The sequence below is a fragment of the Modestobacter sp. L9-4 genome, assembly GCF_019112525.1.
In the GTDB taxonomy this organism is placed as follows: domain Bacteria; phylum Actinomycetota; class Actinomycetes; order Mycobacteriales; family Geodermatophilaceae; genus Modestobacter.
On record NZ_CP077800.1, the window covers coordinates 160,969 to 174,773 of the forward strand.

The 13,805-nt window shown below is 73.7% G+C and carries 13 protein-coding genes; 3 read left to right on the forward strand and 10 right to left on the reverse strand.

What is annotated here, in order from left to right:
• Positions 1 to 33 precede the first annotated feature (33 nt).
• The gene (locus tag KUM42_RS00750) at positions 34 to 558 is read left to right on the forward strand and encodes a GNAT family N-acetyltransferase (protein WP_237494411.1); all 525 of its coding nucleotides are present in this window, start codon (positions 34 to 36) and stop codon (positions 556 to 558) included.
• 64 nt (positions 559 to 622) lie between these two features.
• Here KUM42_RS00750 and metH read toward each other — a convergent pair whose 3' ends face one another.
• Positions 623 to 4,399, reverse strand: coding sequence for a methionine synthase (gene metH, locus KUM42_RS00755; protein WP_370629350.1), 3,777 nt, complete (start codon positions 4,397 to 4,399; stop codon positions 623 to 625).
• Positions 4,400 to 4,647: 248 nt separating this feature from the next.
• Between metH and KUM42_RS00760 the strand changes: the two genes are divergently transcribed.
• Positions 4,648 to 5,517 carry a PAC2 family protein gene (locus KUM42_RS00760; RefSeq protein ID WP_237494413.1) on the forward strand — a complete coding sequence of 290 codons (870 nt, stop codon included), beginning with the start codon at positions 4,648 to 4,650 and terminating at the stop codon, positions 5,515 to 5,517.
• A gap of 367 nt (positions 5,518 to 5,884) precedes the next feature.
• Here the strand turns inward: KUM42_RS00760 and KUM42_RS00765 are convergent, their stop codons facing one another.
• Entirely contained in the window at positions 5,885 to 6,625 is a 741-nt protein-coding gene (locus tag KUM42_RS00765) for an SDR family oxidoreductase (RefSeq protein ID WP_237494414.1), read from the reverse strand.
• 143 nt (positions 6,626 to 6,768) lie between these two features.
• Here KUM42_RS00765 and KUM42_RS00770 point away from each other — a divergent pair, with 143 nt between their 5' ends.
• On the forward strand, positions 6,769 to 7,668 hold the full coding sequence (locus KUM42_RS00770) for a helix-turn-helix domain-containing protein (protein ID WP_237494415.1): 900 nt from the start codon (positions 6,769 to 6,771) through the stop codon (positions 7,666 to 7,668).
• Here KUM42_RS00770 and KUM42_RS00775 read toward each other — a convergent pair.
• From KUM42_RS00775 to KUM42_RS00810, 8 genes are all read right to left on the reverse strand, one after another.
• Complete coding sequence (locus KUM42_RS00775; protein ID WP_237494416.1) at positions 7,658 to 8,707, reverse strand: HD domain-containing protein; 1,050 nt, start codon at positions 8,705 to 8,707, stop codon at positions 7,658 to 7,660. The genes KUM42_RS00770 and KUM42_RS00775 overlap by 11 nt on opposite strands.
• Positions 8,704 to 9,969 (reverse strand): cysteine--1-D-myo-inosityl 2-amino-2-deoxy-alpha-D-glucopyranoside ligase, encoded by a 1,266-nt coding sequence (gene mshC, locus KUM42_RS00780; protein ID WP_237494417.1) that lies wholly within the window; start codon positions 9,967 to 9,969, stop codon positions 8,704 to 8,706. The genes KUM42_RS00775 and mshC overlap by 4 nt, the downstream gene beginning before the upstream one ends.
• Positions 9,970 to 10,040: 71 nt before the next feature.
• On the reverse strand, positions 10,041 to 10,427 hold the full coding sequence (locus KUM42_RS00785) for a VOC family protein (RefSeq protein ID WP_237494418.1): 387 nt from the start codon (positions 10,425 to 10,427) through the stop codon (positions 10,041 to 10,043).
• Positions 10,428 to 10,431: 4 nt separating this feature from the next.
• Complete coding sequence (locus tag KUM42_RS00790) at positions 10,432 to 10,590, reverse strand: hypothetical protein (protein ID WP_237494419.1); 159 nt, start codon at positions 10,588 to 10,590, stop codon at positions 10,432 to 10,434.
• A 103-nt stretch (positions 10,591 to 10,693) separates the two neighbouring features.
• Complete coding sequence (locus tag KUM42_RS00795; protein ID WP_237494420.1) at positions 10,694 to 11,566, reverse strand: SCO1664 family protein; 873 nt, start codon at positions 11,564 to 11,566, stop codon at positions 10,694 to 10,696.
• Positions 11,567 to 11,600: 34 nt separating this feature from the next.
• The gene (locus KUM42_RS00800) at positions 11,601 to 12,152 is read right to left on the reverse strand and encodes a DUF3090 family protein (protein ID WP_237494421.1); all 552 of its coding nucleotides are present in this window, start codon (positions 12,150 to 12,152) and stop codon (positions 11,601 to 11,603) included.
• A 9-nt stretch (positions 12,153 to 12,161) separates the two neighbouring features.
• Positions 12,162 to 12,872, reverse strand: coding sequence for a histidine phosphatase family protein (locus KUM42_RS00805; RefSeq protein ID WP_237494422.1), 711 nt, complete (start codon positions 12,870 to 12,872; stop codon positions 12,162 to 12,164).
• A gap of 28 nt (positions 12,873 to 12,900) precedes the next feature.
• Positions 12,901 to 13,719, reverse strand: a complete 819-nt coding sequence (locus KUM42_RS00810) for an undecaprenyl-diphosphate phosphatase (protein ID WP_237494423.1) — start codon at positions 13,717 to 13,719, stop codon at positions 12,901 to 12,903.
• Positions 13,720 to 13,805 lie beyond the last annotated feature (86 nt).

Genomic DNA, 13,805 nt, shown 5'->3' on the forward strand with positions numbered 1-13,805 from the left:
CCCGCGTGAGGGCGCCCGCTAGCGTGCGGGCCCATGAGCGTGAGGCTGCGACCCCGGACGGCGAACGACGGGGAGGTCCTGTTCCGCATCGCCGCTGAGCTGGAGACCTGGGAGGAGCGGACGGCCGGCACACCGGCCCCGCTCACCCGGGAGGAGTTCGACGCTCGGCTGTCCCGCAGCGCCGAGGGTGATCCCGTCGAGAAGGGCCTCACCTTCGTGGTCGACGAGGACGGCGCCGCCGTCGGCAGCGCCGTCCTGTTCGGGTTCGACCGGCTGGCCCGCCACGCCGAGGCGGGGGTCAGCCTGCTGCCCGAGGCGCGGGGCCGCGGCATCGGGACCACGGCCGTCACCCAGCTCGTCGAGTTCGGCTTCACCCGCTGCAACCTCCGCCGCGTCCACCTCCAGGCGATCGCGTCGAACACCGGCGCGATCCGTGCCTACGAGAAGGCGGGGTTCGTGGTCGAGGGCCGGCTGCGCCAGCACGCCTGGGTGCGGGGCGCGTACGAGGACGTCGTCCTGATGGGTCTCCTCCGCTCGGACCACACCGCCGGCGCGTGATCCGCCCGGCCCCGGTGCAGGGCCCCGCCGCGAGCTCGCTCGTGGCGGGGGGCACCGGGGTCCGTCACTCGTCCTCGGTGCGGTATCCCAGGTTCGGCGACAGCCACCGCTCCGCCTCCGCGACGCTCCAGCCCTTGCGCGCGGCGTAGTCCTCGACCTGGTCGCGGCCGACCCGGCCCAGGACGAAGTACCGCGACTGCGGGTGGGAGAAGTACAGGCCGCTGACCGCGGCGCCGGGCCACATGGCCATGCTCTCGGTCAGCTCGATGCCGGCGTTGGCCTCGACGTCGAGCAGGTCCCAGATGGTCTGCTTCTCGGTGTGCTCGGGGCAGGCCGGGTAGCCCGGGGCGGGGCGGATGCCGGCGTACCGCTCCGCGATCAGCCCGTCGGCGTCCAGTGCCTCGTCGGGGGCGTAGCCCCAGAACTCGGTGCGCACCCGCTCGTGCATCCGCTCGGCGAAGGCCTCGGCCAGCCGGTCGGCCAGCGACTCGAGCATGATCGCCGAGTAGTCGTCGTTGTCCTCCTTGAACCGGGCGACCCGCTCGGCCGAGCCCAGCCCCGCGGTGACGGCGAAGGCGCCGACGTGGTCGGGCAGCCCGGTCTCCTTCGGCGCGACGAAGTCGGCCAAGGACTTGCGGGGTGAGCCGTCGCGGCCCTCGGTCTGCTGACGCAGCTGGTGCAGCGTGGTGCGCACCTGCGTCCGCGTCTCGTCGGTGTAGACCTCGATGTCGTCGCTGCCGACCTGGGCGGCCGGGAACAGCCCGAACACCCCGGCCGCGCGCAGCCACCGCTCGCCGATCAGCTGGTCGAGCATCTGCTGGGCGTCGGCGTACAGCCGGCGCGCGGCCTCCCCGGTCGTGGGGTTGTGCAGGATGTCGGGGAACCGGCCGCGCATCTCCCAGGCGTTGAAGAACGGCTGCCAGTCGATGTAGTCGCGCAGCTCGGCCAGCGGGTAGTCGCTGAAGGTCTTCACGAACTGGGTGGCGTGCCCGGCCGGGTGGTCGCAGACCGGTCCGGCGCAGACGTCGCGGGTCTGCTGCAGGAGCATCCGCGGGCGCGGCGGGCGGTAGTCGGTCCAGTCGACCGGCGTCGCCGCGGCGCGGGCGTCGGCCAGCGGCAGGAGCGTGCGGGTGTCGGTGCGGGCCGCGTGCCGCTCGCGCAGCGCGGCGTACTCCGCGTCGGTCTGGGCCAGCAGCGCCGGGCGCTGCTGGTCCGACAGCAGCGCGGCCACGACCGGCACCGAGCGGGACGCGTCCTTGACCCAGATCACCGGGCCGGAGTACCTCTGCGCGACCTTGACCGCGGTGTGCGCCCGGGACGTGGTGGCGCCACCGATCAGCAGCGGGATGGTGAAGCCCTGCCGCTCCATCTCCGAGGCCAGGTTGACCATCTCGTCCAGCGACGGGGTGATCAGGCCCGAGAGCCCGATGACGTCGGCGCCCTCGGCCTTGGCGGTGTCCAGGATCTTCTGCGCCGGGACCATGACGCCCAGGTCGACGACGTCGTAGTTGTTGCACTGCAGGACGACGCCGACGATGTTCTTGCCGATGTCGTGCACGTCGCCCTTCACGGTGGCCATCACGACCTTGCCGTTGCTGCGCTCGACGTCGCCGGGCTGCTTCTCCGCCTCGATGTAGGGGATCAGGTGCGCGACGGCCTTCTTCATCACCCGGGCGCTCTTGACCACCTGCGGCAGGAACATCTTCCCCTGCCCGAAGAGGTCACCGACGACGTTCATGCCGGCCATCAGCGGGCCCTCGATGACCTCGATGGGCCGGCCACCGCGGGCGCTGATGTCCTGGCGCAGCTCCTCGGTGTCGGTCTCGACGTGGGCGTCGATGCCCTTCACCAGGGCGTGGGTGATCCGCTCCCCCACCGGCAGCGACCGCCACTCCTCGGTGGCGACCTCGCGGGCGGCGCCGTCGCCGGCGAAGTCCCCGGCGATCTCCAGCAGCCGCTCGGTGGAGTCCGGGCGCCGGTTGAGGACGACGTCCTCGATCCGCTCGCGCAGCAGCTCCGGGACCTCGTCGTAGACCTCGAGCGCCCCGGCGTTGACGATGCCCATGTCCATCCCGGCTCGGATGGCGTGGAACAGGAAGACGGCGTGGATCGCCTCGCGCACCTTGTTGTTGCCGCGGAAGGAGAAGGAGACGTTGGAGACCCCGCCGGAGACCAGCGCGCCGGGCAGGTTCGTCTTGATCCAGCGGGTGGCCTCGATGAAGTCCAGCCCGTAGTTCGCGTGCTCCTCGATGCCGGTGGCCACGGCGAAGACGTTGGGGTCGAAGATGACGTCCTCGGCCGGGAAGCCGACCTGCCCGGTGAGGATGTCGTAGGCCCGCCGGCAGATCGCCCTGCGGCGCTCGAGGGAGTCGGCCTGGCCGTCCTCGTCGAAGGCCATGACCACGACCGCGGCGCCGTACTTGCGGCACAGCCGGGCCTGGGCGACGAACTCCTCCTCGCCGTTCTTCAGCGAGATCGAGTTGACGATCGCCTTGCCCTGCACGCACTTGAGGCCGGCCTCGATGACCTCCCACTTGGAGGAGTCGATCATCGTGGGCACCCGGCAGATGTCGGGCTCGGTGGCGATGAGCTTGGTGAAGCGGTCCATCGCCGCGACGCCGTCGATCATCCCCTCGTCCATGTTGACGTCGATGACCTGCGCGCCGGCCTCCACCTGCTGGCGGGCCACGGCGAGGGCCGCCGGGTAGTCCCCGGCCTTGACCAGGTTGCGGAAGCGGGCCGAGCCGGTGATGTTCGTGCGCTCACCGACGTTGACGAACAGCGAGTCCCCGGTGACGGTCAGCGGCTCCAGGCCCGACAGCCGCAGCGCGGGGGCGACCTCGGCCGGCGTCCGGGGGGTCGTGCCGGCCACCCGCGCCGCGATGGCCGCGATGTGGGCGGGGGTGGTGCCGCAGCAGCCGCCGACGAGGTTGACGAAGCCGGCCTCGGCGAACTCCCCGACGACCGCGGCGGTTTCCTCCGGCGACTCGTCGTACTCACCGAAGGCGTTGGGCAGCCCGGCGTTGGGGTAGCAGGAGACGAACGTGTCGGCGATCCGGGAGATCTCGGCGATGTAGGGCCGCATCTCCTTGGCCCCGAGCGCGCAGTTCAGGCCCACCAGCAGCGGGCGCGCGTGCCGCACGGAGTGCCAGAACGCCTCGGTGACCTGCCCGGACAGCGTGCGCCCGGAGGCGTCGGTGATGGTGCCGGAGATCATCACCGGCCAGCGCCGGCCGCGCTCCTCGAACAGCGTCTCCAGCGCGAAGACCGCGGCCTTGGCGTTGAGGGTGTCGAAGATCGTCTCGATCAGCAGGACGTCGCTGCCGCCGTCGACCAGGCCGTTGGCCTGCTCCAGGTAGGCGGTGACCAGCTCGTCGTAGGTGACGTTGCGGGCACCGGGGTCGTTGACGTCGGGTGAGATGGACGCCGTCCGGCTGGTGGGGCCGATGGCGCCGACGACGTAGCGCGGCCTGTCCGGGGTGCTGACCGCGTCGCAGGCGGCGCGGGCGAGCCGGGCGGAGGCCAGGTTGAGCTCGTAGGCCAGCTCCTCCATCCCGTAGTCGCTCAGCGAGATGCGGGTGGCGTTGAAGGTGTTGGTCTCCAGCAGGTCCGCGCCGGCCTCGAGGTACTCACGGTGGATGCCGGAGATGACCTCCGGCGCGGTGAGGGACAGCAGGTCGTTGTTGCCCTGGACGTCGCTGGGCCAGTCGGCGAACCGCTCCCCGCGGTAACCGGCCTCGTCGGGGCGGTCGCGCTGGATCGCGGTGCCCATCGCGCCGTCGAGCACCATGACCCGCTCGCGCAGCGCGGCGGTGAGCTCCGCGGTGGCGTCGGGGCGCAGCTCGGCGGGGGTGGGCGCGGTGTACTGGGGCACGGGTGCGTCCTCGGGTCGTCGATCGGGCACGGGATCACGGGCGTCCGGCGCCAGGGCCCTGGCAACGCCGACGGGCAGCAGCGCCTCGTCGTCCTCGAACAACTCCCCCCATGGTCCCACTCCCGTCCACCCGCTCGCCGGACGCCGGACGCCGGCGTCCGGCGGGTGCCGTCGGGCACGGGGACCTGGTGGCGGGATCGACGTAGGCTCGACCGGTGATCGATCCGAAGTCCGACGCAGACGACCTGCCCGAGCTGGACGACCCGGTGGTCGTGGTGGCTTTCGAGGGGTGGAACGACGCCGGGGACGCCGCCACGGGTGCCGTCGAGCACCTGGAGCTCATCTGGGACGCGACCCCGCTCGCCGCGCTGGACCCCGAGGACTACTACGACTTCCAGGTCAACCGCCCCACCGTGTCCCTGGTCGACGGCGTCAGCCGCCGCCTGGAGTGGCCGACCACCCGCATCTCGGTGGCCAAGCCCCCGGGCAGCGACCGGCACGTCGTCCTCATCCGCGGCATCGAGCCGAACATGCGCTGGCGCAGCTTCTGCGACGAGCTGATCGGCATCTGCCAGGAGCTGGGCGTGACCACCGTGGTCGCCCTCGGCGCACTGCTCGCCGACACCCCGCACACCCGCCCCACGCCGGTGAGCGGCTCGGCCTACGACGCCGAGTCCGCCCGCCAGTGGGGCGTGGAGACCTCCCGCTACGAGGGGCCCACCGGCATCCTCGGGGTCTTCGCCGACGCGTGCGTGCAGACCGGGCTGCCGGCGGTGAGCTTCTGGGCCGCGGTGCCGCACTACGTGTCCCAGCCGCCCTCGCCGCGGGCCACCATCGCCCTGCTCCAGCGGGTCGAGGAGGTCCTGGAGCTCACCGTGCCGCTCGGTGCCCTGCCGCAGCAGGCCGACGAGTGGGTGACCACGGTCGACGAGATGGCCCAGGAGGACGAGGAGGTCGTGGAGTACGTGCGGTCCCTGGAGGAGCGCGCCACCGCCACCGACCTGTCCCAGGCCAACGGCGACCAGATCGCGCGGGAGTTCGAGCGCTACCTCAAGCGCCGCGGCACCACCGGCGGCGCCAGCTAGTCCGCGCCGCTCCACTCTCGACCACCCCGGGCTGGTGGTGGTCATCCGCTGCGGATGACCACCACCAGCCCGTTCTCGTCCCGTGGCCCGGCCGAGTCCCCGGCCGAGTCCCCGGCCGACGTCTACCGTCCTGGCGCAGCCGCAGGATCTGCGTACTCGGGGCTTCCCGACTCCTGAGGCCACGAGACCGCAGATCTCACGTCCGGAGGCCCAGCCGCGGACGGCGGCCCAGCCGCCGGGCCGGGTGCTAGCGGCAGGGCAGGGTGCTCAGCGGCCGGGCAGGGTGCCCAGCCGCCGGGCCGGGTGCCCAGCCGCCGGGCCGGGTGCCCAGCCGCCGGGCCGGGTGCTCAGCGGCCGGGCAGGGTGCTCAGCGGCCGGGCAGGGTGCTCAGCGACTGCGAGCGGCGGGCCACGAGCTCGGCGTAGGTGCCGTCGCGCTCGGCGAAGCGGTGCACCCGCACGCCCTCGACCAAGACCTCGTGCGGCGTGGGCTCCTCGGCCAGCAGCGCCATCACCTCGTCGAGGTAGCCCGCCAGCGGCAGCGCCGCCGGGTTGACCCGCTCCTGCCCCGCGGTGGCGACCGCCGGGGGCACCAGCTCGGCGACCTCGACGCCCGTCCCGGCGAGCTGGGCCCGCAGCGCCTCGGTGTAGGCGTGCACGCCCGCCTTGGACGCCGCGTAGCTGGCCATGAGCGGGAAGGGCAGGAACGCGATCCCGGAGCTCACGGTCAGGACCGTCCCCGCACCGCGGGCGAGCAGGTGCGGGGTGAAGGCGTCCACGACCCGGATGGTGCCGAGCAGGTTGGTGTCGATCGTGGTCTCGGCCGCGGCGCCGTGCGCGGGGTCGCGCAGGTCCTCGACCAGCATGACGCCGGACATCGTGACGACGACGTCGAGGTCGGGGTGGGCGGCGAGCACCTCGTCGCGGGCGCGCAGCACCGACGCGGGGTCGGTGACGTCGATCCGCACGGTGTCCAGGCCGTCCTGCGGCTGCGGGTCCCGGCCGCCGACGACGACGGTGCTGCCGGCGTCGGCGAAGCGCTGGGCGAGGCCGCGCCCGATGCCGGACGTGCCGCCGACGACGAGGACGGTGCGCTGGGTGATCTGCATGGTGACCTCCTCCTGGTCCCCCGGTCTCCTCCGGGCGACTGCGGTCAGCTTGTGCCGGGGTGCTGCGCGGAGGAGAGACCGCGCTGGTCCGGGTAGTGACAGGACCCCCTCTCCGCCGTCCACCCCCGGCTACCGTCGAACCGGTGGACGGCGACGAGGACGGCAACCGGCTGGGCAGCTACCTGCAGGCCCGGCGTGCCCTGATCACCCCCGAGCAGGCCGGCATCCCGGCCGGGCTGCACCGCCGCGTCGCCGGACTGCGGCGGGAGGAGGTGGCGCTGCTGGCCGGGATCAGCCCCGACTACTACCTGCGGCTCGAGCGCGGGCGCGACCGCAACCCCTCCGAGCAGGTGCTCACCGCGCTGGCCCGCGTCCTGCAGCTCGACGAGGTGGAGCACCGCTACCTGGTCGAGCTCGCCGAGCCCCGCCGCCGCACCCGTCCCCGCCGGCGGCCCGAGACGGTGCCCGCCCGGCTGGGCTCGCTGCTCGCCGCCGTCGGGGTCCCGGCGTTCGTCGAGGGCCGTGCGTTCGACGTGCTGGCCGCCAACCCGCTGGCCACCGCGCTCAACCCGCGGCTGCGGCCGGGTGAGAACCGGCTGCGCTCCCTGCTGCTGGACCCCGACGAGCGCGGCTTCCACACCGACTGGGAGGCCGCCACCGCCGAGTTCGTGGGGTCCTTCCGCCGGTCGATCGACGAGGCCGCCGACGACCCGCGGGTCGTGGAGCTGGTCGGCGAGCTCTCGCTGGCCAGCGCCCGGTTCCGCACGCTGTGGGCGCGCCACGACGTCCACCGGCTGGCGGGCGGGACGACGACCGTGTACCACCCCGTGGTCGGCGACCTGCGGCTGCACCGGGACAAGCTCCCCGTCGACGGGCTGACCCTCGTCCTCTACTACGCCGACACCGGCAGCGACAGCGCGGAGAAGCTGCAGCTGCTCGCCTCGCTGGCCGCCCCCGCCCCGCCGGGCGCCGTAGCCGCCGAGCCTCGCCCGGCCGGACGTCCCGGTGCGCAGGACGTCGGCTCCGCGGGCCCTATGGGGTGACGAGCAGCGGGCGCATCCGGACGCCGGCAGTGTCGTCGAAGAGCCGGTCGTGGGTGGCCAGGGCGAACCGGTCGGTCATGCCGGTGACGTGGTCGACGACCTGGGTGAGCAGGTCGGCCTCGGTGTCGCGGTAGGTGGCCGGGATGAGCTCGGGGTGGGCGAGGTGGTGGTCGACGAGGCGGCGGATGACGTCGACGGCGAGCTGCTTCTGCCCGGCCGCGACCTCGGTCTCGTACACGCGGTCGAACATGAACGCCCGCAGCTCGGCCATCGCCGCCAGCGCCTCCGGGGCCATCACCACCGCACCGGTCGTGTTGTCGGGCGACAGGCTGCCCTCGACGACGGCGGCGATCATCGCCCCGACCATGGCGCTGCCCGGTGCGCCGAACACCCGGCGGGTGCTGGCGGGCAGGTCACCGACGGACAGCACCCCGGCGCGGACGGCGTCCAGCGCGTCGTGGGACAGGTAGCCGATCCGGTCGGCGAACCGCACGCACTGGGCCTCGCGGGTGGCCGGCGGCGGGCTGATCTTCCAGCTGTGCGCCCGGATGCCGTCGCGGACCTCCCAGGTGAGGTTGAGGTCCTCGAGCACCTCGACGATGCGCACCCCCTGGGCGGCATGGTGCCAGCCGCCGGGGACGTAGGGCTCCAGCGCCGTCTCACCGATGTGCCCGAACGGCGAGTGGCCGAGGTCGTGGCCCAGCGCGATCGCCTCGGCGAGGGTCTCGTTGAGCGACAGCGCCGCGGCCAGCGACCGGGCCACCTGGGTGACCTGCAGGGTGTGGGTCAGCCGGGTGACGAAGTGGTCGCCGTCGGGGTTGAGGAAGACCTGCGTCTTGTGCTTGAGCCGGCGGAAGGCCTTGGCGTGCAGGATCCGGTCGCGGTCCCGCTCGTAGGCGGTGCGCAGCGCGTCCTCCGGTTCGAGCCGGGCGCGGCCACGGGTGTACCGCGACCGGGCCGCGCCGGGGGCCAGCCGCTCCTCACCGGCCTCCCGGGCAGCCCGGTCGGCCAGCCGGAACTCCGACCCCTGCCCGCTCATGCCGAGAGCACGACCCCGAGCAGGGCGTCGACCAGGTCACCGACCACGGTGGGCGACTGCTCGTCCCAGTCGTCGGCGACGTCGGGGCTGTCGGCGCCGGCCAGGCTGGCGGCGGCCCAGGCGTCGACGGCGGCGATCGCACCCGGGGTGTCCAGGTCATCGGCCAGCCGCTCGCGGACGGCGATGAGCACCGGACCGGCCGGGGCGCCCAGTGGCAGGGCCACGGCGCGCTGCCAGGTGGCCAGCCGCTCCTGCGCCTGCACGAGCAGGTCGGGGGTCCAGGCGCGGTCGGTGCGGTAGTGCCCGGACAGCAGCGCCAGCCGCACGGCCATCGGGTCGACGCCCTCCCCGCGCAGCCGGGAGACGAACACCAGGTTGCCCCGGCTCTTGCTCATCTTCTCCCCGTCGAGGCCGATCATCGCCGCGTGCACGTAGGTGCGGGCGAACGGCTTGGTGGCCGTGAGCGCCTCGGCGTGGACGGCGGAGTACTCGTGGTGCGGGAAGACCAGGTCGCTGCCGCCGCCCTGGACGTCGAAGCCCATGCCGATGGTGTCCAGCGCGATCGCGGCGCACTCGATGTGCCAGCCGGGGCGCCCGGCGACCCCGCGCGGGCCGGGCCAGGACGGCTCGCCCTCGCGGGCACCGCGCCACAGCAGCGGGTCGAGCCGGTTGCGCTTGCCGGGCCGGTCGGGGTCGCCGCCCCGCTCGGCGGACAGCCGCAGCATCGTGGGCTCGTCGTAGCCGGACTCGGCGCCGAAGCCGGGCGCCTGGGAGACGTCGTGGTAGACGTCGCCGGTGCCGTCGTCGAGGGAGTAGGCCAGGCCGGCGTCCATGAGCTCCTCGACCTTGACCACGATCTGCGGGACGGCCTCGACCGCGCCGACGTAGTCGTCGGGCGGGAGCACGCGCAGGGCGGTCATGTCCTCGCGGAACAGCGCGGTCTCGCGCATGCCGAGGACGATCCAGTCCTCGCCGTCCCGGTCGGCCCGCTCGAACAGCGGGTCGTCGACGTCGGTGACGTTCTGCACGTAGTGCACCGCGTGCCGGGCGTCGCGCCAGATCCGGTTCACCAGGTCGAAGGCCAGGTAGGTGGCGGCGTGCCCGAGGTGGGTGGCGTCGTAGGGGGTGATCCCGCAGACGTACATCCGCGCGGTGCGGCCGGGGGTGACCTCGACGACCTCTCCGCGGGCGGTGTCGTACAACCGCAGGGCCGGGCCGGAGCCGGGCAGCATCGGGATCAGTGGGGCGGGCCAGGAGTGCACGCAGCGAGGGTAGATCCGCTCTCCGACAGGTCCGCACGGCACCCGGTCGCGTCCGCCCGTGGACGGCGTGCTCAGGGCCAGGTGGTGGCGTACCGGTCGAACTGCTCACCGGTCTGCACGCCGACCACGCAGAACAGCAGGCCGGAGGGGTCCTTCATCTGCCAGAACCCGCCCATGTCGGCCATCCGCAGCGCACCGAGGGCCTCCAGCCGGGCGACCTCGGCGTGGACGTCGTCGGTCTCGATGTCGACGTGCCAGCGGGGCGCGGTCCCCGGACCCGTGCGCTGGACCTCCAGGTGGAACCCGTCGGCGAAGGAGCCGAGGGAGGACCAGGCGTCGTCCACCGGGTCCGCCTCGACCGGGTGGCCGGTGGCGGCGGACCAGAACCGCTGCCCGCGGTCGTGCAGCTCCGGCGGCAGGTCGACGAGCAGGACGGCGAGACGGCTCCGGTGCGGCACCCGCTCACCCTGGCAGTGCGGCCAGGACCGGGGCAACGGCCGGCTGCCCCTCGACGCCCGGGCCGCGGCCGAGGTCGCCCCGCCGCGCGGCGACCAGCAGCACCGCCGCGATCAGCAGCACGAGGAGCAGCAGGCCGACCAGGACGGGCGGGGGTCGTCGCACCCCGGGAGCGTCCCGCAGGCCGGCACCGCCGTCGAGTGTGCGCTGAGGGCTGCCTCCTCCCGCCGGAGACGACCGTGGGCGCACACCCGACGGTCCGCGACCCCTAGAAGGGCGGCCAGGGCAGGGCGGGCCAGTCGCCGGAGGGCTGCGGGTGCAGCTTCGTGCGCAGCAGGGTGTCGACGCGCTGCTGGGTGCGCCGCACCTCGCGCCGGGTGAGGTGGGCGTGCAGCTGCTCCCCCAGGTCCCCGCGCAGCTGCTCGGCGAGGCGCTCCAGCACGGCCAGGTGCTCCAGCAGCAGCGGCTTGCCGGCCCAGCGCCACAGCAGGGTGCGCAGCTTGGGGTCGACGGAGAAGCAGATGCCGTGGTCGACGCCGTACACGTGGCCGTCGCGCATCGGGATGATGTGCCCGCCCTTGCGGTCGGCGTTGTTCACCACCGCGTCGAACACCGCCATCCGGCGCAGCCCGGGGTCGTCGGCGCGCACGAACTCGGTCAGGTCGACGGCCGGGTCGGCGTCCTGCCACAGCTGCACCATGCCGGTGCCGTAGGGGCCCTCGCGCAGCACCGTCGGCGGCACCACCGACCAGCCCATGGCCTCCGACACCAGGTGGGCGCTGATCTCCCGGCCGGCGAGGGTGCCGTCGGGGAAGTCCCACAGCGGGCGCTCGCCGGCGACGGGCTTGTAGACGCAGGTGGCGCCCAGGGTGTCGGTGCGGATCGCGGCGATCAGGGTGACGTTGCTGGCGTCCAGCAGCCGGCCCTCGAGGTCCAGCGTGCCCTCGCGCAGCAGGGTCGCGATCTCCTCGGGCCCCTCGGGCGCGCGGCGGTCGCCGTGGTCGAAGGTGGTCAGGTCGAGCTCGACGACGTCGCCGTCGTCCTCGTCGTAGTCGTCCTCGTCGTGCTCGGGAACGGGCTCGTCCTCGGCCAACGGGTCCTCCAGCCGGTCGTCGCGGGGGCCGGAGCCCGGATGGGGCACGCCCGTCACCGGGAGCCCTCGTGCCCGGCCCGGCTCAGCGGCGGTAGCCGTTCTGCCGCGGGCACACGTGCCCGGAGGGGTCCAGCGGGAGGGAGCACAGCGGGCAGGCCGGGCGCCCGGCGGAGATGACGCGGCGGGCCCGGGCGACGAAGGCGCGGGCGGCGGCCGGGGTGATGGTGACCCGCAGCGCGTCGGGGCCCTCGTCGGAGTCGGAGAGGATCACGTCCTCCTCGATCGGCTCCTCACCGGCGGCGACGGCCTCGACCACGACGGCCGCGGCCTCGCCGTCCCAGGCCAGGCCCATCGCGGCGACCCGGAACTCCTCGTCGACCGGGGCGGTGAGCGGCCCGAGGTCGTCGACGTCGGCGTCGGGCGGGACGACGACGGAGGCGCGGGTGGCCACCTCGTCGAGCAGCTCGCTCATCCGGTCGGCCAGCACCTGGACCTGCGACTTCTCCAGCGCGACGCTGACGGTGCGACCCGCGGAGTCCGAGGCCTGCAGGTAGAAGGTGCGGTCGCCGGGCTGGCCCACCGTGCCGGCGACGAACCGGGTGGGACGGTCGAAGGTGAAGACCTGACGGGGCACGGGTCCAGGTTACGCGGCGCCGCTGCCCGCGCCGCCGCCGACGACCGCGTCGGAGGTCTTCCGCCGGCCGCGCTTCTTCGGCGGGATCAGCGCGGCGACGTCGCCGCCGGTGTCGTTGACCCGGACGACGAAGGGGCGGGTGTCGGTGTAGGTGACCACCGAGATCGAGGCGGGGTCGACGACGATGCGCTGGAAGGAGTCCAGGTGCATGCCGAACGCGTCGGCCAGGACGGCCTTGATGACGTCACCGTGGCTGCAGGCCACCCAGACGGCGTCGGGCCCCAGGGTGGCGTTCCACTCCCGCACGGCGGCCACGGCCCGGGCCTGGGTCTGGGCCAGCCCCTCCCCCTCGTCGCCGGGGAAGACCGCCGCGGAGGGGTGCTGCTGCACGACCTTCCAGAGCGGCTCCTTGGCCAGCTCCTTGATCGGCCGGCCGGTCCAGTCGCCGTAGCGGGCCTCGCCGAGCCGGTCCTCGGTCTGCAGCTCGATCGCGCGTCCGGCCGCGCGCTGGGCGTCCAGGACGGCGCCGGCGGTCTGCTGGCAGCGCTCCAGCGGACTGCTCACCACCGCCGCCAGCGGCACGGCCGCCAGCCGCTGGGCGACCGCGGCCACCTGCCCCTGCCCGGTCTCGTCGAGCTGGACGCCGGGGGTCCAGCCGGCGAGCACGCCGGCGGTGTTGGCCGTCGTCCGGCCGTGCCTGAGCAGGATGACGGTGGTCACCAGCGCAGCCTAGGCCGGTCGTGCGGCATCACTTGGGGTCGAGGACCCCGGCGCCGACCAGGACCAGCAGCAGCAGGCCCAGCGCGACGCGGTAGACGACGAAGGGGGTGAAGCTGCCCTTGGCCAGGTAGCGCAGCAGCCAGGCGATGACGACGTAGCCGACGCCGAAGGCGATCACCGTGGCCAGCAGCGTCGGGCCCCACTCGATGCCGCCGTCCAGGGACTGCTGCACCTGGTAGAGGCCCGAGCCCAGGACGGCGGGGATGGCCAGCAGGAACGAGTAGCGGGCCGCGGCCTCCCGGGAGTAGCCCAGGAACCGCCCGGCGGTGATGGTGCCGCCCGAGCGGGAGACGCCGGGGATCAGCGCGAGGGCCTGGGCGAAGCCGTAGACCAGTCCGTGCTTGGGCGTGAGGTCGTCGAGCTCGAGCCGGCCGCTGCTCATCCGGTCGGCGGCGTAGAGGATCAGGGAGAACAGCACCAGGGCGATCGCGACGATGCGCAGGTCGCGGAAGGTGGTCTCGATCTGGTCCTGCAGCAGCAGGCCCAGCACGATGATCGGGATGCTGCCGACGATGATCAGCCAGCCCATCCGGGCGTCGGCGTCGCGCGGCCGGTCGCGGTGCAGCAGCGAGCCCACCCAGGACCGGATGATCCGCACGATGTCCTTGCGGAAGTAGATGAGCACCGCGAGCTCGGTGCCGATCTGGATGATCGCGGTGAACGCCGCACCCGGGTCGTCCCAGCCGAAGAGGTCACCGACGATGCGCAGGTGGGCGCTCGAGCTGACCGGGATGAACTCGGTGAGCCCCTGCACCAGACCCAGGAACGCGGCCTCGAACCAGCCCACGGGTCAGCCCTGCCGGGCGGGGACGGGGGCGGACGGGACGACGGCGTGAGGGCATGGCACGGCAGGCACCCTAGGGGGTGCGGCTG